Origin of the sequence: Rugosimonospora acidiphila, assembly GCF_039543385.1 — a bacterium.
Classification (GTDB): Bacteria; Actinomycetota; Actinomycetes; order Mycobacteriales; family Micromonosporaceae; genus Rugosimonospora; species Rugosimonospora acidiphila.
The window spans coordinates 114078-138743 of record NZ_BAABJQ010000011.1; the positions used below are offsets into that span (position 1 = coordinate 114078).

At 69.0% G+C, this 24666-nt stretch carries 1 protein-coding gene (cut by a window edge); it reads left to right on the forward strand.

The genetic code is table 11. From position 1 onward, the window contains the following. Positions 1-24666 carry the 5' end (the start) of an adenosine deaminase gene (add, locus tag ABEA87_RS19970; RefSeq protein ID WP_345631593.1) on the forward strand. The gene runs 29862 nt beyond the window's last position, so 24666 of the gene's 54528 nt are visible here — the first part of the coding sequence; it begins with the start codon at positions 1-3; its stop codon lies off the right edge, out of view.

The following is a 24666-nucleotide window of genomic DNA, read 5'->3' on the forward strand; positions in this document are numbered from 1 at the left end:
GTGGCTGGAGGTGGTGACGATTTCGATCAGCTGATCGGGCCGGTCCTCGACTGGATCGGAAAGATCAGCGCGCGCCTGGCCGGCGAGGTCAACAGCTGGTTGCTGAACAAGCCGCAGGGCAGCTCGGGCAAGCTGTACGAGCTGGCCGACCTCTACATCAAGGCGAGCGAGACCCTCGCCGACCGCGCGCAGCAGCTCGCCACCATGAGTTCGCCGATCGTCGAATCGTGGACCGGCACAGCAGCAGAGCAGTTCGCCGAGTACTGGCCCGAGGTTCAGACGGAGTTCTCCAAGGCCATCGGCGGCTTCTCCGGTATAGCGGATGTCGTGGAGAACGCCGGCGTCGCGATCGAGACGGCGTTGTGCGAGTTCGCGCTGAATCTCGCCATGCTGGCGTGGGCCATCTACACCATCGCGATGACCGCCATCACCACCTTTGGACTGTCCACGCTGGCCGCCCCGGCCGCGGAGGAGGCCTGTCGGGAAAGCTTCCTGGTGACGTCCCGGCAGCTGTTGGGGAAGCTGCTCAGTAAGAAGTTCGTCGGGGAGCTGGCCGACTTCTCGAAGTTCCTCGGTGACCGCACAGTGTTGAGCGCCGGGGCCAAGCAGCTGGCCGATGTCGGCGAGCACGCGGCCTCGAAGGCGTTGGCCGATTTCGGTGGGGACGCGGCCACGAAGGCGTTGACCGACCTCGGTGAGGACGCGGCCACGAAGGCGTTGGCCGATGCCGGTGAGGACGCTGCCTCGAACGCGTTGAGTCACGTCGCCGGAGACGCGGCCGACGAGGCCATCCAGAACCTCGGGCGGAAACTGCCGCTCAAGTGGATAGGTGACCGGCTGGCGGCCCGCTCGATCGCGGAGCACGCGGCCGAAGGGGTCGCCAAGGGCGGCCTGCGCGACATGCTCGGCAGGGTGACCGCGGAGCACAGCATCGGCTCGGCCCTCGGCGGCCGCGCCGCCTCCCGGGTCGCCGCCCAGGTGATGAAGCGCGCGGCCTACCGCGAGGCGCTGGAGGCGCTCAGCAGCCAGAGCGCCGGTGAGGTCTGGAAGTTCGTCGGCAAGGACCTGCTCGCCAAGACGCTACCGTCCGCCATCCAGGGAGCGATCGGCTTCGCCGCGTTCCAGGGCGCGACGACGCTGGGCACCGACCTGCTGGAGGCGCTGCAGGGGCACCACCCGGAGCTGAACATCGTCTCCCTGCTCGAGGAGACCGGGTCCGCGATAGCCATGGGTGCGGTCGGCGGCCCGTTGGGCAACCTGGTGGGCCACGGGGTGGTCGGCCAGATTGCGTCGATGACCGCCGGAACCGCCGCGGTGAACGCCGTCGAGCAGGCCGCCGGCGTGCACGTCGAGTGGTTGAAGAGCATGGTCGGCGCCGCCGGTTTCGGCGCGATGGGCGGAGCCCAGCACGGGCCCGGCATGCTGGGCACCCGCATGATCGCAGACAGGGCCGAGCGCCTGCTCGATGCGCGTGCGGGCGAGCCGATGCCGGGCAGGGGAGAACTACCGCCACCGGAGGCGACCGGTGCCGAGGTCCCGAGGTCGCCGGAGCCGGGTTCCGACACCAACCTGATGGCGGCCGACTCCGGCCTCCCCTCGACGAGCGAGATGCTGAACCTGAGCGCCCAGACGCAACTGGGGCAGCAGAGGTCGCTCGATCTCGTCGCGCAAGACGAGGGGACGTCCGCGGGCGCCCGGACACCTACTCGCGGCGATGCGCCCACTACCCGCGACGGAGCGACCGCTACTCGCGACGGATCGACCGCCCGCAACGGAGCGTCCACCCGCGAGGGGACATCGTCCGATACTAAGCGGTCCACAGTGGAGCCCAGGAGCGGTGCACGTCCGGACGAGCAGACGGCGGGCCGGGACGCGACGGCGGCAGGTCCGGACGAGGCGGCGGCGCACCCGGACGAGGCGTCGGCGGATACCTCGACGCGGCACGACCGCGCCGTTGCGCCTGACGGGAGCCTAGCGAGAGCCCACCCGGATCCAGAGCCCACGGATCCGGAGCCGGCGCACGCCCATGCCGAGACACCCTCGGAGCACGCCGGTTCCTCGGCGGAGCACGACCCGTCCACCGGACAGGAGCATTCGCGGGCGTCGGAACAGGACGCCTCGCACCTCGAAACGTCGCACCCGGAGGCCACGCGCCCGGAGGTCTCTCGTCCGGAGACGTCGCACCCGGAGACTTCTCGTCCCGACTCTGAATGGTCGAACGATTCGAGTTTCGGGCCCGAGCGGCCGGAGCCGGGCCGGACGGTCGACGGCGAGCGGCCGCCGACCACGGACGGCGATTCCGTCGGTCCGCACCCTGAGCATCGCGGCGTCGAGGGTCCCGACGACGAGGCTTTGCCACCCGGTCCGGTGCACCCCGCCCCACCGATACGCCCCGACGAACTCCTCGCCGAAGAGCTCGCGCTGCCGGACATGCCGCCGGATCTCGATCAGGAAGCCGTCGACGCGGCCTTTGCGACGATCATCAGCGATCTTCCGGACCCGGACGGTGTCTCCACCGACCCCGTTCTCATCAGGGCGCAGCGAGCACACGAGTGGGGTCGAGGAGAGCAGCCGGGCGACGATTCTTACGACGACCCCGAGCGCGATGAGACGCAGTTCGCGATGGAGGAGGGCGACGAGGAGCCTCCAGAGCCCAGCGTGGTGACGGGGGCCAGCGCCGATCTGCCAGCAGAGCTTCAGCGCCAGGTCCAGCAGGCAAGGAGTCGGCTCGCGGGCGACGTCGACGCCGACCCATCGAGGATCGATGGCCTGGACCGCATCGGCCGGCTGGTCGACGGGATTCTCAGGGATGTTGAGCTGGCCCGGCGGGATGGCGAGCTGCGCCCGCTGATACGTCGCCTCCGTGAACTAAGCATGGAAATCCGCGATCACAACGATCGGTTCCCGGAGGACCTCAACGAGGTCGATCCTCTGGGCACGATCGAAGTGGCCACACGTGGGTTGAGCGTCGACCCCCAGACTGGGGAACTCGACCCGTTCACCCGAGCGATTCTTGTTTTGAAGGGCCCCGAAGCGCTCGTCTCCGCGTTTCGCAAAGTGCTCGGCTCTCAGTTCGAGGAAACGCTGGCCTCAGTCTTCGGGGAAAGGACTGGTCCGGAGCTTGAAGCGCTGCTCACGTCGAGGCTTGAAGACCACGTCCTACGGCTCACCGACCGGCTGATCCCTCTAGACGAGAATTCGATCTCGCGATTGCTCGTGCCCAGTAGTCTTCGAGACACCGTCTGGCATGAGTTTGAAGAGGAACCGCTCGGCACTCATATCTGGCCAGACAACGTCATCCTGATGGCACCGGACGACTACAGCGGGTCCCGATCGATCGGATCGGTGATCGGAACACTGATGCACGAGGGCTACGTCCACGTGCTGCAGTCGGACCGGCGCCCGATCGCAAATGCGATCGACGACCAGTGCGTGATGGGAGAAATCTCGACCGGGGACGCGGCCCGGATGAAAGGGGAGCTCCTTTTCGGCGAGGAGTGGGATGCGTTTGTTTTGCAAACCGAGGTCCTCCGCAGCCTGATCGGATCGTCAACCGACTCTCGGCTACTCAAGTCCTACACCGAACTCGACTTTGAGAACGAGCTCGAGCTGCAAGAAGACCTGATGCATCTGTATTTCGACGATAACTTAGCGTTCTGGGGCAGAGCGGAGGACGTCCTCGGTACCAGGGATCTGCTGTCGACGACGCCCGAGTTGCAAACGGCTGCGGTTCTCGGGCGAACCTTGCGAGCCATCATCGGGTCCGCTGACGCCGAGCGCATGCAAGGTACCCTTGTTGGCCCGTTCAGCGAGCGTTACGCCCGGCGATTCGGCGTCGGCCCCGAGCAGATGAGCGACCGCCCGACGAACTGGCAGCCGCTGCGGCTGCAAACGGCATGGGAGCTTTCCCAGCAGATTCGAATGCGGGTCGCTCAAGTGAAGGGCGGTCTGGCTGGTCGAATAGCCGAGGAGGGCGCGCCGGACCAACTCGACGCTTCGGACGTGGTGGACAAGCAAGCCGCTGACCTGGCCGATCTGGTCACTCACAATTGGCCGAGCGGCGACCTGCGGGGCGTGCTGGACGGGGTCCGTCGACTGGGTGAAGTGCTAGAGGGCTACAGCAACCAGTTCGGGGAGTATGACTTCGGGATCTGGTCGAGCATGTTCACGCCGCATCCGGGCGACGAGGATCCGTTGAGCTCGGCCGATCCATCGTTCCCGCCGGTGGCGGAGAACTCGGAGCCCGCCAGCGGCGGATTCTCTTCGCAACCCGAGGCGAGCCGGGAGACGCAGGAGCCGGATCCATCGGGGTCGGGTGAAGAGGTCGGTCCGGGGGAGCCGGCGGAGCGTTTGGTGTCGTTGGGTGATGTCGCTGGTGGGTTGGCGGAGCCGGATGGTGGGGTTGGTCGTGGTGACTCCGGCTTGGGTGGTGAGGGCGGTTTCGGTCATTCGCTCGAGCGTCAGGACGTGCAGAGTGGTAGGTCGCGTTCGGATGACTCGGGTGACGTGCCGGCGGCTGGCGGAGATGTGGGGCGGGTGTCTGGTGCGGAGTTGGCGGATGGCGTGTTGGGGCGGGTCGCGGAGATCAAGGTGGGTTTGCTTGGTCGGTTGTCTGATTCTGGGGTTCGGGATCAGTGGGAGTTGCTTGGTCAGGTTGAGGCGTGGGCTGATGGTTTGGCGGGTGAGGTTAGGGCTGGTCGTCCTGGTGTTGAGGTGGAGGAGTCGGTTCGTGGGTTGTCGGGGGTGCTCGGTGATTATGGGCGTCTGTATGGGGAGCGCGACTTTGAGGGTTTGCTGGGTCTAGCTGGCGGAGACGGGTCGGAGCGTCCGGCGTCGTTGGGTGATGTGGCTGACGGGTTGACGGATTCGAGTGGTGGGGTTGGTCGTGGTGACTCCGGTTTGGGTGGTGAGGGGGGTTCCGGGGATTCGCTGGATCGTCTGAAGAGGCAGGCGCGTCGGCCGCGTCCCGATGATTCGGGCGAGGAGCGGGCTGGTCGTGGTGACTCTGGTCCGGCTGATGAGGGTGGTGGTCCTGCGGAGCCGCTGGAGCGGCTGAGTGAGTCGATTGGTGGGTCGCGTTCCGATGGTTCGGGTGATGTGCCTGCTGTTGGTGACGTTGACCCGCGGTGGGTGTCTGGTGCGGAGTTGGCGGATTGGGTGTTGGGGCGGGTCGCGGAGGTTAAGGCGGGTTTGCTTGGTCGGCTTTCTGATCCCGCGGTTCGGGATCAGTATTGGCGGCTTGGTCGGATTGAGGTGTCGGCGAATGATGTGGTGGGTGATGTTGCGGCGGGTCGTCGCGGGGATGAGTCAGTTGGCGGGTTGTTGGAGGTGCTTGGCGCATACGGGGATGCGTATGGGGAGGGCGACTTCGAGGGGTTGCCGGGTCTGCGTGCCGATGATGGGCATGAGTTGGGTGGCGGGGCGTCGGAGCCGGTGGGGCCGGTCGTGGAGGAGCGGCCGCTGGCCGAGGATGGTGTTGCGTCGCAGCCTGAGCAGCGGCGGGAGGCGGAAGAGCCGGGTCCGTCGAGGTCGGGTGAGGGGATCGGCCAGGGCGAAGGGTCGGGGCGTCTGAGGTCGTCGAGCGACCTGACCGATGGGTTGGCGGAGCCGAGTGGTGAGGCTGGTCGTGGTGACTCTGGTCTGGCTGATGAGGGTGGTGGTCCTGCGGAGCCGCTGGAACCTCAGGGCGTACAGAGTGGTGGGTCGCTTCCAGACGGTTCGGGTGGTGCGCCGGCCGCTGATGACGTTGACCCGCGGTGGGTGTCTGGTGCGGAGTTGGCGGATCAGGTGTTGGGGCGGGTCGCGGAGATTAAGGCGGGTTTGCTTGGTCGGCTTTCTGATCCCGCGGTTCGGGATCAGTATTGGCGGCTTGGTCGGATTGAGGTGTCGGCAAACGATGTGGTGGGTGATGTTGCGGCGGGTCGTCGTGGGGATGAGTTGGATGAGTCGGTTGGTGGATTGTTGGAGGCGCTTGGCGCATACGGGGATGCGTATGGGGAGGGCGACTTCGAGGGGTTGCCGAGTCTAGACGCCGACGGCGCGCATGAGTCGTTGAGTGAGCTCGCCGACCCGCTGACCGAGGGTGGTGAGTTCGGGGCGGCTGGCACGGCGATCGAGCCCTTGGCGGTTGACCACGAGGGGCGGCCGGTCGAGGTCGGCGAGTCCAGACCTTCATCCGTAGACCAGTTCGAGCAGCCGAGCCTGACTCCGGACCAGGAGGAGTACGTCGATCGCCAGTTGGCGGCGGACCAGATCGCCATTGCCAATCTCGATGGGACCGTCCGTGATTTCGCCGGGCTGATGCGCGATAACCGGGCTATCCAGCTGCTCGATGACTGGCAGGTCACGGTCGAGCCGGAGCACGTCTACAAGCAGCGGGTGGCGGAGGCGATAGCGAAAGCGCCGGATAAGCCGTGGACGGCGGTCGTCGCCGGGACGCGGCGAGCCATGCGATACGTCGTCCGGCTACCCGCCGACAGGTTCGACGCGCAAGTGGATTCGGCCCGTTATCGGTTGACTCGGCTCGGGTACCAGTCGCGTCTGGTACGTGCCGTGGACGGTGACTGGATCACCTCGGGTTCCCGATTTCGGGATCCGAAGTCCTGGCGCGTGTTCGACGTGCACTTCGCCCGGCCGGGCGACTTCGTGCGGGAGCTGCCAGACCTGGTCGATGTCGAGCCGGACGGGTCGATTGTGGGGGAGCCGCGGGGCGGCGGCTTGTTGGGCGAGTGGGGCGGGTCAGATGCCGAGTCCCGGCTCAACGACGAGCAGAGGGAACACCTCGATCAGGCGATGAGGTCGGCCTCCGCTACCGCCGGCTGGATCCGCTCGGTCGTCGAGTCCAACGGGGGAGAGCTTGTCCCCGAATGGGAAGACCACCTGGTGGAGTCGCGGGACGCCTACGCGGCGCGCCTGGCCGGCGAGACCGACGGACTCGGGCCGAACGAGAAGCCTCGCCTGAGATTTGTCGTGCGCGTGTCCGTTGATGACTTCGCGTCCAACGTCGCCCACGTGGAACTCGGTCTCGGCACGGCCGGCGGGTTCGACCAGGTCGAGGTGCGTGAGCCCGAGGGCGAGGTGCGCACGAGGGCGACGCGCTGGGTCGATTCTGTGAGCGGCCAGGCATTCGACCTGCATATCGTTCCGGGCGATAGGACCCTGTCGGGGATCTCCGGTCTCACCGAGGTAGAGCCGGACGGGGCGCCGAGGCGCGAGGCCGCGCACGGAGTGGGCGGTGGCTCGCCGGAGGCCCGGGGAGACGCGGATCAGGGTCCGACCGACGAGCGCTACGGGCTGTCCGACGAGCAGTTCGCGCATACCGAGCGGAAGCTGGAAGACGTCTCCGCCACCGACAAATGGATGCAGTTGGCCATCGACAGATTCCGATCGATCGGGAACGGCAGGAGCCTGGGACTGCACCCCGACTGGGAACACGACACGATCGAGTCGCCGGATGGCTACCGGCAGCGCCTGGCCAGCGCGCTGGAGGACGCCGGGCAGCGCCTGGACAGCGCGACTGAGGAGGCCCGGCAGGGCCGGACGTGGGAAGAAATCGCCAAGGGGGTTCCCGTCCGCCTGCGGTATGTGATCCGGGTGCCCGCCGACACCTTCGAGCTTGACGTCGACGGCATGAAACGGCACCTGGACCAGTGGGGCTTCGAACAGGTGGAGGTGCGCCAGCCGGAGGGCAACCGGCAGGTCACGGCGACTCGGTGGCGTGACGGACCGACCCAGCAGGACATGGATGTGTTCTTCGTCAGCGACGCGGCCCACGCGTCCCGGCTGGACCTTCCGACGCTGGTCGAGGCCGACGGGAGCGAGTCGGAAGGTGCGTCGCTGGTCGATCCGGGGTCGTCCGGTGGCGGGGATCGGCTGACCGTAGGCCACGACATCTACGCCGACGAACGAATCGAGGCCGCCGCCAACGTTCACGCCCACGTCCTCGCCGCGGTCCGGGGCGCCGGTGGCACACTGCAGCCCGGCCGGGAAGACGCGATCGAGCCGCCGGCGGCCTTCCGTGGGCGCCTGAACGAGGCGATCCGCGCCGCCGGCTCAACCCGGCCGTGGCGGGAAGTGGCCGACGAGACGCCGCTGGCGATGCGGTACGTCGTCGAACTGCCATTCGTGGGTTTCAAGCGGAACGTCGGGCGCCTGTGGGAGAGCCTGCTCGCCGGGGATCCGCACAGGTACGAGTGGATACCGGTACGCCGCGAAGGGGGACAGTGGCCGGAGGAATCGGTCAGCGTTCGGCTCCGGGATCTGGGGACCGGGCAGGTCTTCGACCTTCACGCCGTCTATGAGGGTGGCCTGCGGGGTGAGCTTCCGGAGCTGCGTGATGAGCGCGCGGCCGGCGAGTACGCCGATTCGTTGTTCGAGAAGGCAGCGGCCTCGGCGACGGAGATCGGCGGGCACATCCAGGAGGGCGGCGCGGAGCTGGTCTCCGATCCGTCGGTGCCGGAGGATGAGTTCAGGGCGGGTTTCCTCGACTCGTTCAGCACGGCCGCCCGGGACCAGACCCTGGAGGGCATCGCCGACGATACGCCGGCCCTGAAGTACGTGGCCGCCGTGGACTCCGAGAACCTCGAACGCGCCCAGCAGCGCGTCATCGAGCACCTTCGCGGCCTGGACTACGAGCAGATGCCGGCGCTCAACCGCGGGGGAGATTTCCGCGTCTGGGGTAGCCGCTGGCGCGGGCGCAACGGCGACGTCTTCGATCTGCACCTGGTGCCGAGGGGCGAGTCCGCCCTGGACCTACCGGAGGTGTACAACCAGCCGCGCCGGACGCCCGGGTCGGATCCCTCCCCCTGGGAGGCCGACCTGTGGCGAGAGGCCACGGGCGAGACGGCCGTGCCGCCACTGGACGCCACCGAAGTGCCGCACGAAGGGGACACCACCGACGCTCCTGATGGAGGGGACGTCACCGAGCCCGACGGAGGGGACGTCGCGGAGGTGCCCGACGGAGGGGACGTCACCGACGTGCCCGACGATGAGGAAGTCATCGAGGTCTCCTACGACGACTTCATCGGCCTGCCTGACGATGGGGACGTCGCCGACGGGCCTGACGACGGGGACATCATCGACGTGCCCTTCGAGGAGGAAGGGGAGCAGGCTCCGGAGGATGGGTCGGCCACGGCGGACTCCGACGGGGTCGATCCGGACGGCAACCAGGCGCTCGAATCGCACAGCACTCAGCCGGAAGAAGCCGCGCCAGGGGTACCGGAGCCGGACGGCGTCCACCCGAACGGCAGCGACCAGAACGGCAGGGACCCGAACGGGAGCGACCCGAATGGCGTCGGGTCGGACGGCGTCGAGCCGCGCGGGCCGGAGCGGTTGGACGTCGATACGGACCCGCGCGTGCCCGAGCGGCTGGAGACCGCCGCCGCAGTCGACCCCCGGGTCCGCATGGCACTCACGTTGGGCGGCGCCCGTCTGGTACCCCGCTGGGAGCGCACCGTCGAGCCCGACAGCCTTTTCCGGCAGCGGTTGTCCGAGAGCGCCGACAATGCCGGTCGGGCGTGGGAACGGACCGTCGGGAGGACCGGCGTCGCGATGAGGTACGTCGTCGACGTGCCGGCCGACCGCTTCGATGAACACGCCGGCAACCTGCTCGCGAGCCTGACCGAGTGGGACTTCGAGTCGGTACCGACGAGGCAGGTTCGCCGCCTTGGGCTTCCCGGGGAGCCGGACGGCCACTGGTCCGTGTTGAGTTTCCGTTTCCGCGACCGAGAGACCCGGCAGCTCTTCGACGTGCACTTGGCCAAACGGGGAGACCCCGTGGGGGAGGTTCCGGGTCTGCTGGACGTCGCCCCGGACGGCCGGTTGGCCTACGAGCGCCACAGCTACTTCCCCGGCGGTGGCGTGCTGGGCGATTGGGGCTGGTCCGGTGACCGGGGTGAGCTGACCCCCGAGCGGGCCGGGTACGCCGGCGAGATGTTGGACGGCGCCGAGCACCTCGATGACCAGATCAAGTCCGTCATCGAACGCGGCGCCGGGGAGCTGATGCCCGGCTGGCGCCGGACGATGGAGAACCCGGGCGATTACCTGGGGCGCCTGGCGGAAGCCGTCGAAGGCGTCGGGGAGGAGTCGTGGCGGGAGGCTGCGGCTGAGATCCGTGTGGACCTGCGGTATGTCGTTCGACTGTCCGCGGAGGGGTTCGAGGGCAGCGTCCGCGAGCTGCGCCGGCAGCTGGGTGGGGCGGGATTCGAGCAGCTCGAGACCCGTTTCGGAGACGACGACCTGCCCACCGTCGGTACCCTGTGGCGTCACCTCGAGACCGGTCAGGTGTTCGAGGTGCACTTCTCGAGCGCGGACTCCGTGCCCCGGGTTCGGGTCCTGGTCGACGAGGCCGGGTCGGAACGCCCGTCGAGCGGTGGTGAGGCTCCGGGCGGCGAGTACGTGGAGGAGTCCGGCTGGTCGGCTGCCGGCCGGACGCTGACCGGGCCGCAGGCAAGGTTCGCCGAAAGGGCGTTGGATGACACCGTCGACGTTGCGTCACGGTTCGCCTCGGCCGTCCGGGAAGCCAGCACGGCGCAGGTTTCGGGCCTGGACGTGCAGCTGGAGCCGCCGGATGAGTACCGCGGCCGGGTGGCCGACGCGATCGACCGTGCGCCCGACGAGCCGTGGGATGACGTTGCCGTCAAGACCTACGTCCGGTCGCGGTACATCATCCGGACGCCGCCTTCCCACGCTCTGTTCGAGACCGCGGAGCGGATGCTGAACAACCTCTCGGGCTCCGGATACTCGTGGATACCGACGCGTTCCCGGCGAGGTACATCGACGTCCGCCTTCAGCGCTCGGGTGCGTGACGGCTCGACCGGCGCGATCTTCGATATGCACTGGATTCCGGACGGCGAGCCGGCATCGGTGATTCCGGAGCTGGCCGATCCACGAGAGTACGAGCGGTACGCGGACGTGGTGATGCGTACCCGCGTCGAGACCGACGCGAAAGTCACCGCCCTACTCTCCGACGGCGGAGAGTTGGTCGAGCGGAACGTGGAGTCACCGGTCGACTATCGTCGGCGCGTCGATGCGGCGACCCGGACGATCCCGTCGCACGTGTCGCTGGAAGACGTCGTGAGACAGACACCGGCCCGCCTGGAGTACGTGGTCCGGCTGCCGGCCGAGGGCTACCCGGGGCACGTCGAGCGCATGCTGGGGCGGCTGTCGTCCCTGGCGCCGGGGTACGAGCCGGTACCGGTACGGCCGCGGGAGGCCGGCGGGCCGTTCGCCTTCGTGCGGCTGCGCAACCGGGTCACCGGCGAAGGGTTCGACGTGCACTTTGCCCCGGACGGCGCGCGCCTGCCCGCCCACCCGGAGCTGGTCGATCTGAGCCAGGCCGACCGGGATGCCCAGCTGGCATGGAAGCGGGCCAACACCTCCCTCAGCGGGAGATTCATTAAGTCGATCGAGCGCGGTGGCGGAACCGTATCCGTGTGGCAGCCCCACGTGCTGGAGACCCGCGACGATTACCGAGCGCGTTTGGTGGAGGCGTTCCGAGCCGAGGCACCGGACCGCTCGTGGAACGACATCCTTGATGACCGAAAGGTCATGCTGAAGTACGTCGCCGAACTGCCCAGGGAGGATTTCGAGGACAACTATCGGCGCCTCAGAGACCACCTGGCCGGGCGGTACGAGGAGGTCCCGGTGCGGCCCGGGGAGGGCGAGGGGCCGACGATCGGTACCCGCTGGCGCGACCCGATCAGCGGTCAGGACTTCGAGGTGCACGCCCTGCGTCTTGGAGACTCTGGGCGGGACCTCCCGGAGTTGGTCGAGGACCGTGGCGCGGACAGATCCGTCGAGCCGCTCCAGCTCGGGTTGGACGACGATCAGCAGAGTTACGTCAGCGACAAGCTGACCGCCGCGGGTCGCATCGATGACGAGCTCACCTCGATCCTTCGGGATGCCGGCGCCGAGCCGATCCCCGGCCGGGAGCAGGCGGTGGAGTCGGAGGAGGACTATGGCCAGCGCGCGGCGGCGGCGATCGCGGATGCCGAACCGGGATTGCCGTGGGAGACCGTCGTCGATGAGACGAAGGTGTCGCAGCGCTACGCCGTCGAGGTTTGGGCCGAGTACTACGAGATCGCCCGGCGCCGGGTGCTGGAACGGCTGGGCGAGCACGAGGATTACCAGCAGGTCGCGGTAGCGATCGCCGATGAGGGGGACGGCGTCGTCCACTCCAGTCGATGGCGGCACCGGCCGACGGGCCAGGTCTTCGACCTGTTCATAGCTCGACGCGGGACGGTCGTCTCGGAGCTTCCGGCGCTGATCGAGGCCGAGATTCCGCCGGAAGGGAGGCGCGCGACCGCACCGGGGGCCGCCGATGCCGGTGAGTTGTCCCTCGATGCGATGACCTTGCGGTGGGACTGGTCGGTCGGCTCGAATGAGCTCACCGACGAGCAGGAGCTGTACGCCCAGGCGAGGCTCGACGACGCCAGCCAGCTCAACGCCAACGTCATCGAGGCGCTCAGGTCCAGCGGTGGGTATGTGCCTTACTCCTCCTTGGAACACACGATCGAGGCGTCGGATGACTACCGGAGGCGCCTGGCCGCGGCCATCGGGGTAGACCGAGCCCGGCACCCGGCTTCGCCGGATGATGCCGAACCGGATCGTTCATGGCAGGACGTGGCGGCGCGCACGAGCGTCGGCATGCGCTATGTCGTCGAGGTGCCCACCGAGCGGTTCGATCTCAAGGCTCTCGGCGTGTTGGCCACCATGGTCAGGCACTGGGGATACAAGCCGCTCCGGGTACACCAGGCGATGGATGGTCGCCTGCTCGTGCGAGCCCGCCTGCGCGACCCGGAGTCCGGGTTGGTCTTCAACCTCGACATCGTCAATGACACAGGACGCGGTAGGTTCCGGGACGGTGGCCTGCCGGAATTCGGCGACTTCCCTGACCATGAGTTCCCGCACGATGATGAGTTGCCGGGCGATGATGAGTTGCCGGGCGATGATGAGTTGCCGGGCGATGATGAGTTGCCGGGCGATGATGAGTTGCCGGGCGACGGTGTCTCGGATCCCACCGGGCCCCGACCCGAGCCGGAGGCCGGCCAACCGCGGAATGACGAGCGGGAGCGCCGGGACGGCGAGCCGAGCGAGTCGGCCGATGAGCCGGAGGCGTCGGACGACGACTCGCCGCGTGCCGGCCAGGGGCATGGTCCCGCCGGTGATGGTGCGAAGGATCGCGAGCCGAGCGCGTCGGTCGATGAGCCGGAGGTTCCGGACGGCGAGCTAGGGGTGCCGGACGGCGAGCCGGAGGCGTCACACGCCGACTCGCCGCGTGCCGGCCAGGGGCGCGGGTCCGCCGGTCGTGGCGCCGAGGATGGCTCGCCGAGCGCGTCGGTCGGCGAGCCCGAGGGGTCGATCGGCGAACCGGGGGTGCCGGACGACAAACCGGGGGTGCCGGACGACCAACCGGGGGTGCCGGACGGCGAGCCGGGGGGGTCAGACGGCGACTCGCCGCGTGCAGGCGAGGAGCATGGTCTCGTCGGCCGTGGCGCGGAAGTGGAGGCGTTGCCAAGCGAACCGGCGCCGGAGCCAGAGTCGGCCAACCCGCCGGCATCCACCGAGATCGAGGTCGCGAGGAACCCGCGGGGCTTCGCTGCCATGCTCCGGGCCCGCGCGAGATCGAACGCTCCCCAATGGTGGGGCCTTCACGATCGCGAGCTGACCGCCGAACAGAACGCTTTCGTCGACTACATGGTCGAGATGCTTGGTCCCTTCTCCGCCGCCGATGCGCTGGGTGAGGTGGTCCTCGCCACGGCAATGCATGGTGCCGGACTGCTTCCGGACTGGACCGCGACGGTGGAGCCGGAGCGGGCGTTCCGGGACAGGTTGGTCGAGTCGATCAAGAATGCCGAGCCGGGGCGGCCGTGGAACGAGGGTGCCCTGCGCACGCGGAAAGCCGTGCGATTCGTCGTCGGCGTGCCCGCCGACGGGTTCGACGAAGCGACCCACGGTATCGAGACGAAGCTGTGGACCTTCGGGTACACGCGGGTATCGGTGCGCGCCGTGGACGACTCCTCCATCGTGAGCACTCGCTGGATCGGCAGGGACGGCCAGACGTTCGACCTACACTTCGCCCGCCGAGGAGACTTCGTGCTGAGGGTTCCCGACCTGGTCGAGGTCGAGCCGGACGGGAAGCCCGTGCGGAATCCCCGCAGCACTTTCCGCGGTGGCGGTCGGGTCGGCGAGTGGGGCGACCCCGCTGATAAGGACTCCCGGTTGCCCCGAGGCATGATGCGGGATGCGAGACGGGTGGTGGCGAGCTCGGGCGGCACCGACAGTTGGGTTCGCCTGGTCATCCAGTCCAGCCACATGATGGAGCTGCTTCCGGAGTCCGAGGCCTACACGGTCGAGTCGCCGCAGGCGTACGGGTGGCGTACGAATTTCCGACGCGGTCCGAACTTGTTGGAGCGGTTCTCAGGCCTCAATTCAGTCGAGCATGAGCCACCGCCTTCCCGACTGCGGTACGTCGTCCGGCTGCCCGCGGAGGACTTCACGGACAACGTCCGTCGCATGGAGATCGAACTCGCCGTGCACGGCGGGTTCGACCAGATCCGGGTGCGCGAGCCCGAGGGTGATTCGCCGATCTGGAGTACCCGTTGGAGCTACCCGGAGCTCGAGCAGGAATTCGATGTGCACTTCGTCCGGGGCGACGAGAAAGTGTCGGCGATCCCGGAACCGGTCGAGCTCGAGGAACGGGGTTCGCACGAGTCGCCCGAGCCGAGCGCCGACGAGAGCGACAACGAGTTCGATGGCCAACGCTGGTCCGATGGCAGGTACGGGCTGAGCGACGACCAGATCGCATACGCCGAGAAGCGGTGGAACAGCGCCAAGGCGACCGATGATTGGGTTCGCCTCGCGATCGGCAAGAACGATCGAGAGCTAGGACCGCTACCCGGGACCGAGCATCGTACCCAGGAATCGCTGCGCGACTACAAGAAACGGTTGTCGGCGGCCATCAAGGGAGCCGACCCGGACAAGTGGAAGTCGATCGCCAGTCGGACGCCGGTCCGGGCGCGTCACGTCATCGCCGTGCCCGAGGAGACCTTCGACGCCGATGTCGATCGCATGGTCGCCCACCTGAACGGGTGGAGGTTCGAGCAGCGAACGGTGCGGCTGCCGGAGCCCGACCCGTCGTTGCGGGCCTACCGCTGGCGCGACACGCCGACCCGTGACGAGTTCGACGTGTACTTCGTCCGGGTGACCGAGGGCGGTGAGCAGTCCGTGCCGCGGCTCCCGGACCTGATCGAGGCCGAAGACGCTTCCAGGGCTGAGGATGGCGCGGCCGGGGCCGGCGGCACCGAGGACGGCGGCACCGAGGGCGACGCGGATGGCCGCAAGCTGCCCGAGCCTGCGGTGTCGACGGATCCGCTGGGCTCGCCGGAACCGGTCGAGGCCAAGGGGCCGCGGACGCGCCTGTCGGCCGACAACGAGAATCTCGTCGAGTTCGATGCGGAGCGCCAAGGCTGGTCCGATGGCAGGTTCGGGCTGACCGACGAGCAGATCGCGTACGCGAAGGACCGGTGGGACAGCGCCACGGCGACCGATGACTGGGTTCGCTTCGCGATCAGCAAGAACGATCGAGAGCTGGAATCGCTTCCCGGGACCGAGGATCGTTCCCTGGAGCCGCTGCGCGACTACAACAGGCGGTTGTCGGCGGCCATCAGGAGGGCCGACCCGGACAAGTGGAGAGAGGTCGCCGGCCGGACGCCGGTCCGCGCGCGCCATGTCATCGCCGTGCCCGACGAGACCTTCGACGCCGATGTCGATCGCATGGTAGCCCACCTGAACGGGTGGAGTTTCGAACAGCGGACGGTGCGCCTGCCGGAGCCCGACTCGTCGCTGCGGGCTTTCCGCTGGCGCGACGGACCGAGTCGTGACGAGTTCGATGTGTACTTCGTCCGGGTGACCGAGGGCGGCGAGCAGCCCGTGCCGCGGCTCCCCGACCTGATCCAGGTCGAAGACGCTCCCAAGGCTGGGGACGGCAGCGCTGAGGACGGCGGCACCGAGGGCGACGCGGATGGCGCCAAGCTGCCCGAGCTTGCGGTGCCGCCGTATCAGCAGAGTCCCGCGGAGGTCGCGGCTATCCAGCGTGCGCACACGGTACGTGGATGGCTCGCCCGGCATCTCGGTCGCGAACGGTGGCGGGCTCCCGATGATCCGCCGCAGCTGACCAAGGAATGGAACACCTTCGCCGTTGAGACCGTGGAGAACGCGGCCCGGCATAGCGGGCGGATCGCCGCCGATCTCGTCATGGGCGGTGCGAGGCCGCTTCTGGGCTGGGAGACCACGGTCGAGCCGACGGTGATGTACAAGTGGCGGTTGGCGGGCAACATCGACCGGGCCGGGAAGGCCTGGGCGTGGCAGCACATCGCGGCCCGGACGCGGGTGACCCTGCGGCATGTCGTCGGCGTGCCGGCGGAGGGCTTCGACGACAACGTCGACCGCCTGCTGCGCCACATGGCCGGCAAGGGGTACCAGCGGATCGAGGTTTCGTCCACGGCCGATTCATCCATTGCCAGCAGTCGATGGCGCGACCCGGTCTTCGATGAGTACTTCTCCCTGCACATCGGCCAAATAGGGGAGCAGGTGTGGCAGATCCCCGATCCGTCCGAGGCCGCACCCCGGCTGGACGAGTCACCAGTGCCCATTTTCGCCGAGGCTCCGGGCGGCGGATTCGCCGGTGACTGGCGCGGGCCGGCCGACGAACTGCCCGACGATTGGAACGCCTACGCGGATAGAAGGCTGGCCCTGTTCGCCGGCACCGACGGCTTGCTCCGCGTAACGGTCCAGAACGCCGGTCGGGAGCTGCTTCCCGGCTGGGGCCACGAGACCGACACGCCCTACGGCGCCGAACCGAGGCACACGCCGTGGGGCCGCCACTACAGGGCACGCCTGGCCGAGGCCCTGAACAATACCTATTCCTATCCGGGACAGCGACGCGCGGATATCGCCGAGCGGACGCAGCCCCGTCCGCGCTACGTCGTCCGGCTGCCCGCCGAGCGTTTCGACGACGAAGTCGAGCTCATGAAGATCCAGTTGGGTATGCGGTTCGAGGAGATACCCGTACGCCAACCCGAGGGCCACTGGCCGACGCAAGGTAGCCGATGGCGGGATCGGAACACCGGCGACATCCTCGACGTGCACTTCACCACGAGAGACTCGGTCTCCGGCGTTCCGGATCTGATCGATATCGATCGGCCGGGTGATCCGTCCGGACCGCTGGCGTTGGGCGGTGGGACCGACCCGCGCGCCGGGCGACCGGGCGTCCCGGGCGAGTTCGACGGCGGCATCGGGCTGCCCGACGAATTGCACGACCCGGCCAAGCGGATGTGGGAGAGCGCGCGCGACACCAATGGCTGGATCGTCGCCTCCATCGAGGCCGGCGATGGGAGGCTGATCCGGGTTCCGGGATGGCCGGACGGCTGGACAAACGAGATGGAGCCCCCGTGGGTGTACGCGAAGCGCCTGGCCGGGGCGGTCCATGAGGCGGAGTCGGGGCGGTCGGTCGAGGAGGTGGCGAACGAGACCAAGGTGACCCTGCGCTACGTCGTTCACATCGACGGCTCCGCGGAGGACATGACGAACCACCTGATCAAGCGGGGCTTCCAACCGGTGGCGGTACACCCAGTGGAGGGTGGCGGCATCACCGGCCTGCGTTTCCGCGATCGGCCGACCGACCAGGTCTTCGACGTGTATCTCACCAACGGGGACTCGGTGTGGACGCTTCCGGGCCTGACCGAGGTCGGTGACGGGCCCGCCAGTTCGGGCTGGTCCGACGGTCAGGTCACGCTGACCGTTCCGCAGAACGCCCGTGCTGACGAGATTCTGGCCTCCGCCGCCGAGAGCGACGCGCGGCTAGCCTCGGCGATCCGCGATCTCGGCGGAAAACTGGGCGAGGATCTCCCGTGGGACCGTCCCGACGGGATACAGACACCGGACAGCTACAAGAGGGATCTGGCATCGAGCATCGATGCTGTCCCGGAATTCCGGCGGTCGTGGAAGACCATCGCCGACGAGAGCCCGGTGCAAGTGCGGCATGTCGTCAGGGTGGAGGGCGAGAGCTTCGAGGACGACGCCCGCAACCTCATCGGGCGGCTGATCGATCAGGGGTACGAGCGGGTGCCGGCGCGGATAAGGTTCCGCGACCCGGGGGGCGCCATCCGCGTCCGGGTTCGCGACCCGCGCACCGGACAGGTCACCGATCTGCACCTCGCTCCGCCATGGGAGGAGCCGTCGTGGGTGCCGACACTGGCCGACTGGCACGAGGCGAACAGGTACGCCGAGCATCAGGTGGAGGAAGCGAGCCGGCTCGGGCCGGGCATCGCCGAGGAGATTCGTCGAGGCGGCGGCACCGAATATCACGGCTGGCGGGTCCACCCGGACACGGGCGGTTTCGTGGACAGGTTCCGCGCGGCGCTGACGAAGTCCTTGCCCGAGCGGACGATCGATGACATCGCCCGCTCCACACCCGCCCTGAGGTACGTCGTCCGGCTGAATCCCGAGAACTTCGACCGCGACTACGAGCGCCTGTACGACCACCTCAACTCGAAATACCGCTCGATTCCGGTGCGCCCGAGAACCGGCGAAGACTGGACCACCGTAGGTACCCGTTGGAGGGACGTTGGATCGGGGCTGACCTTCGACGTGCACGTCGGCGCGCTATCCGAGGGACTGTCCGTGGTCCCCGAGTTGGTCGACCCGCACGAGTATGACGCGTACGCCCGGGAGATGACCCGGCTGGCCGCCAAGACCGGCGCGAAGATCGAGCGGATCCTGCGGCTCGGCGATCGGCACCTGGACGAGCGGGTTGGAGTCGAACCGGCGGAATCATACCAGTACCGGTTGGGCGCCGCACTCGTCGTGGCTGGGCCGGAAGGCTCGCTGGAGCAGGTCGGCGCTCTGACGCCCCCCGGGCCGTGGTATCTCGTCGAGGTGCCCGGTGAGCACTTCGACGCGCAGTTCGATCGGCTGGTGCGCGACCTGACCGAGGCGAACTACGAGCGGATCCCGGTGCGCCAGCAAGACGGCGACGGGCCCTCCGTGGGGACCGCCTGGCTCGACCCGGAGACCGGCCAGATCGTCGAGGTACACGTCGTCGCGGCCGGTGAGCACGTCGAGACGCTGCCAAGGCTGACCGAGGAGCCCGCGCCGCAGGAAGAGCCCGAAGCCGGGTCCGACAATGGTGAGGACCCGGGCGCTTCGCCAGCGCACGACCTGGGCTGGACCGACGGCCGTCATGTGCTGACCGAGGACCAGCGCGCGTACGCCGGCCGGCGGCTGCGCGAGGCTCCCCGCGCCGGGGCCGACGTCATGGCGGCCGCCCGAGAGGTCGGCGGCGAGGTACTGCCCGGGTGGTCCGAGCGCGTGGAGCCGCCAGACCACTATCGGGCGCGGTTGGCCGAGGCGATCGAGAAGGACCGGTCGGATCTCGCCTGGCCGCTCGTCGCCCAGCACACGGCGCCACGCGTGGAGCACTTCATCGGCCTGTTCCCCGAAGGCTTCGACGGCAAGGTCGCCGACCTCATGGAGGGCCTGGGTCGGACGTACGAACCGATACCGGTGCGGCACGCGGAGCCCGATCCTCGGATCATCAGCAGCCGCTGGTACCACCCAGAGACCTTTGAGATCATCGACGTTCACGTCGCCCGGCTCGGCGAGCATGTAGAAGCGATTCCCGAACTGGTCGAGGTCGACGAGCCCGGGCCGGATTTCGTGTGGCCCTCCGAGCCGGACGGTGGCGCGGACGACCCCGACGGCGGGACACCGACAACCCCTGCCCCCGACGACGACTCCAGGAGCGGAGGGAACCCGACGGCCCCGGACGGTTCCGGCGACCCAGGTTCGACGGCACCGGAGGCCGCTGCCGACCGAGGCCCGGCGGGTTCGGAGGGCCGGGGTCGATCGGGCGATGCCGGTTCGCGTGGTGCCGCGTCCAGCGATGGGGAGTCGGGGGCGGGCGATGGTTTCCCGGGGGCGGACGGGGGCTCGGCCGGTGGTGGGGATTCGCACGGTGGTGGTGTGTTCGGTGGTGATGCGCCGGGTGGTGATTGGGAGGACCGGGCCACCGCGAAGCTGATCGCCGCCGCCGCGCTGGATCGTCGGGTTCGGGCGGACCTGTCTCCGATCGCCCGTCCGGTGCGGGGCTGGGAGATGACGGTCGAGCCGGAGGAGCAGTACCGGCAGCGGCTGGACGTGAAGATCCGCGAGGCCCAGTCGCGGCGGTCACCGGAAGGAGTCGTCGACGAGATCCGGGTGCTCATGCGGTATGTCGTGCGCGTCCGCCCAGAGACGGCCGGCCACGACCTCGACTATCTGCGCCAGCACCTGACCTCCCGGGGCTATGAGGAAGTCCCGGTAACGCCGGCCGACCCGTATTACGGCATCGCCCACTCGACACGCTGGATCGACTCGGATACCGGTGACATCTTCGACGTGCATCTGGCCGCCCCGCATGTCAAGGTCGATCGCGTTCCTAACCTGATCGATCCGCGTGGGCCAGACGGGTCGCAGCGCCCTTCGTACCTGGCCGATCAGCGTGGGACGGACGGGCCGCACGTCGAGGCGACCGAGTCCCGCCCGGATCGCGGCTCGGGTGGCGGTTGGGTGGCCGAGTGGGGCTGGTCCGATGGCAGTTCGCGGCTGGGCGGCGACGAGATCCAGTTCGCTGATGCGAGGCTGGGGGACGCGGAAGTCCTCGATCCGGATGTGCGGATGGCCATCGGGGTCGGCGGCGGGCAGGTGGCGCCGGGTTGGCATCGGGCGGTGGAGCCGCGGGACTCCTATCTGCCGCGGCTCGCGGCGCGCCTTCACGATGACTCGGCGAGCGCGGGGGAGCCGGACGCCAGCGAGCTCGCTGCGACGCAGCGGTACGTGGTGTGGGCGTCGGACGGGGCCCAGGGGGTCAAGGATGCCCTGACGTCGTGGGGGTTCGAGGAGGTACCGGAGCTAGCCGCCGAGGGTGAGGCGGGTGTCGAGGGCACCGCGTGGCGCACGACGGACGGCCAGTTGTTCGAGGTGCACCTCGCCGAGCCCGGGCAGCGGGTGCCGTGGGTTCGTGGACTGCTCGACGGCAGGGCGGTCGGCGAGTCGGGGTGGTCGGAGGGCGAGCGTGAGCTGACCGGGGCGCAGCACCGGTACGCCGTCGACGAGATGCGCCACGCCGCCGACAGCGATGTGGAGTTCGCCCGCGGCCTTGAGGCTGCCGGCGGGACGCTCCTTCCCGATTGGTACGGCAGGGTGGAGTTGTCCGACGACTACCTGGGGCGGTTGGCCGACGCGGTCGACGGTGCTGGGGAGGAGTGGGAGGCCCCCGCCGGTCAGACGCGTGTGAGTCTGCGGTATCTGCTGGAGAGGCCAGCGACCGCCGCTGACGACCATGCGGCGCGGTTGTACGAGTCCCTGTGGGAGCAGGGGTACGAGCTGATCCCGACGCGCCACAAGGAGGACGGCCGGTCCGACATCGTCAGCACGCGCTGGTATGACTCCGAGACCGGTCAGATCTTCGATGTGCACTACGTCGAACCCGGACGCGCCCTGGAAGCACCGGACCTGGTCGACTGGCGGGCATACGACGGGTACGCGGACGCGCTGCTGCGGCGCGCGACCGCCGTCGATCCGGCGATCGTTCGGATCATCAATGACAGCGGCGGGGAACTGGTGCCCGGCGAGCCCATGGCCAAGTCGCCGGACGAGTTCCGCCAGCATTTCCGCGAGGCGCTCGCGGCGACCCCGCTGTCCGTGCCATTGGCCAACGTCGGCCATGAGACCAGCGCCCACCTGCGGTACGTCATCAGGCTGCCCGCCGAGGGCCACGCCGAGGTCGTCGACCAGATCACGCGCGGCATGGACGACCTGTACTACGACCCCGAGCGGGTGCGCGGCCGGGACGGCGACCCGCAGCCACCGGGTATGCGTTGGCGCGGCCCGCACAGCGGCCAGATCGTCGATCTGCACTTCGTCCGGCCGGGCGAGCCCGTCTCGGCGCCACCGGAGCTTGTCGGTCAGGAGCGGGTCAGCGGGTACGCCGAATCGTTGGCCCGCCGGGCCAACCGCACCGCTTCGCGGGTCGCCCTGGCGCTGAAACGCCGTGGTGTGGGACCGCTGCACGTGGGCTGGGACCGGCCGGTGGAACCACTGAAGAGCTTCCAGGACCGGCTGACCATGGCGTTCCATCTCGCCGACGAGGATGAGACCTGGGATGACCTCGTTCGCGAGTACGCCATCGGGATGCGGCACGTCGTAGGGTTGCCCGCCGACGGGTTCGAGCGCGAACTGCGGGAGACGGTCGAGTTCCTGGCCGGCCTCGGGTACGAGCGGATAGCGGTACGCCCTCAGCCGGGTTGGCACACGGTCGGCACCCGCTGGCGCGATCCGGAGACCCGCGAGATCTTCGACGTGCACTTTGGTCGGCGCGGGACGTTCGAGTCGCGGGTTCCGGTGCTCACCGACGAACGTGGGCCGGACGGGTTGCCCCGGGGCGGGACAGAGGGCGACTCGTCGGCCCTCCCCTCGGACTGGCGGGATCGGCGCGAGGAGTTGCTGACCGGAGCGGACGCGGCCACTCGCGGGATGCTCCACGCGGCGGAGGCGTTGGATCACCGCGTGACCTCGGCCCTTGAGGCCGCGGAGGTGGAGTTGGCGCCCGGCCGGGAGGCCACGATGGAGCCGCCCGAGGAGTATCGGACGCGGGTGGCGGGCGCGGTCCTCGACGCGGGTCCGGAGCAGTGGTGGATAAGCGTCGTCGAGCGGACGCTCGTGGCGCTGCGCTATGTTGTCGAGCTGCCGCCCGACGAGTTCACCGACAGCGTCGATCGCCTGAGCGAATACCTGACCGGCCTCGGGTACCAATCGGTGCCGGTGCATCCCGTCGAGGGCCTATCGATGACGGGCACCCGCTGGCGGGTGCCGGGGACGGGCCAGGTTTTCGATGTGTACATGGTCAGGCGCGGCTCCCATGTACCCGAGATTCCAGACCTGATCGCGAGCGGGGCCGATGCTCGTGGGCCGGTGGGTCGGTGGACGGCGCCGGAGAGCGACCGGAGGCCGACCGAGGAGGAGACGGCAGTAGCCGGTGAGGCCTGGACCCGGGCCACCCTTCCCGACGTGGAGATCGGCCTGGCGGTCATCGACGGTGGGGCGGAGCCGGTGCCCGGTTGGGAGACCACGCTCGAGCCGGGGGATGTGTACCTGAGACGGTTGGCCGCGACGCTGAATGTCGCCGAGCCGGATCGGCCGTGGGAGGAGGTCGCCGCCCAAACCCCGCCGCGGCTGCGGCAGGTTGTCAGCCTGCCGGCCGACGAATTCCTGTTGAGGGTGGATCAGCTCAATGGCTCGCTGACGCGGCTGGGGTACGAGTGGATCCCGGTGCGCCAGGCGGATGGCCAGTGGTCCACCGTGGGCACCCGGTGGAGACTGCCGGACGGTCACGTCTTCGATCTGCATATTGCCCGGCACGGAGAGACCGTGTCGGAGGTGCCGGAGCTCTTCGACGAGCGGGGCCCAGACGACCGCGGCCCAGACGACCGCGGCCCAGACGACCGCGGCCCAGACGACCGCGGCCCAGACGACCGCGGACCCGACGACCGCGGACCCGATGGGCCGTCCCCGGACGGGCCGGAGTCGGGCGGGCCGGAGTCGGGCGGGCCGGAGCGGGACGGCGGTGCGGATGGCCCCGATCGCGGGCCGCGCGGCGACGATGCTCCGGCTGCGGACGACGGCTTCCCGGCCGCCGGTGGCGAGGGTTCGGCCGATGGTGGGGACTCCGATGGTGGAGTGTCCGGTGGCGACGTGCCGGACGGTGATTGGGAGGGTCGCGCTACCGCGAAGCTGGACGCCGCCGCCGAGCTCGATGGCCGGGTCCGGGCCGCCCTCGCTCCCATCGCCCGCCCGATGCGGGGCTGGGAGACGACCGTAGAGCCGGACGACGTGTACCGGCGACGGCTGGCCGGCGTGGTCGGTGATGACGTATCGGAGCGGTCGCCGCAGCAGATCGTCACCGATCCGCGCGTGATCCTGCGATATGTCGTGCGCTTGAGCGGGAAGGTCCCGGACCGGGGGCTCGACTCCCTGCGCGGACACCTCATGTCCCTGGGCTACGAGCCGGTACCGGTCAGACGCACCCGAGGAAGCGGATTCGTCGAATCCACCCGTTGGCGGGATCCGGCGACCGACCAAGTCTTCGATGTGCACCTCGTCGATCCCGATCCCCGCGCGTCCGACGATGACCCGGATCCCGTCACCGGTCTCCCCATACCCGAGGAGGTTCCCAATCTGATCGATCAGCGTGGACCGGACGGGTCGTACGTCGAGGTGACCGAACTCCGTCAGGACCGCGCTTCGGGTGGCGGACGGGTCGTCGAGTGGGGCTGGTCGGATGGCGAGTTGAGGGTGGCCGGCGAAGACGTATCCCTCGCCCATGCGCAGGTGTGGGATGCGGCCTTCACCGATGGCGAGTTGAGGACGGCCATCGCGGTCGGCGGCGGCGAGTTGGTGCTGGGTTGGCACCGGACGGTGGAGTCACCGGACTCATACCTGCGGCGACGCGCGGCGCACCCTCCCGAGGAGTCGGGGATCCTTCAGCAGCGGTACGCCGGCGAGCTCGAAGTGACGCACCGGTACGTGGTGTGGGTGTCCGACGGAGCCGAGGGGGTCAAGGAATCTCTG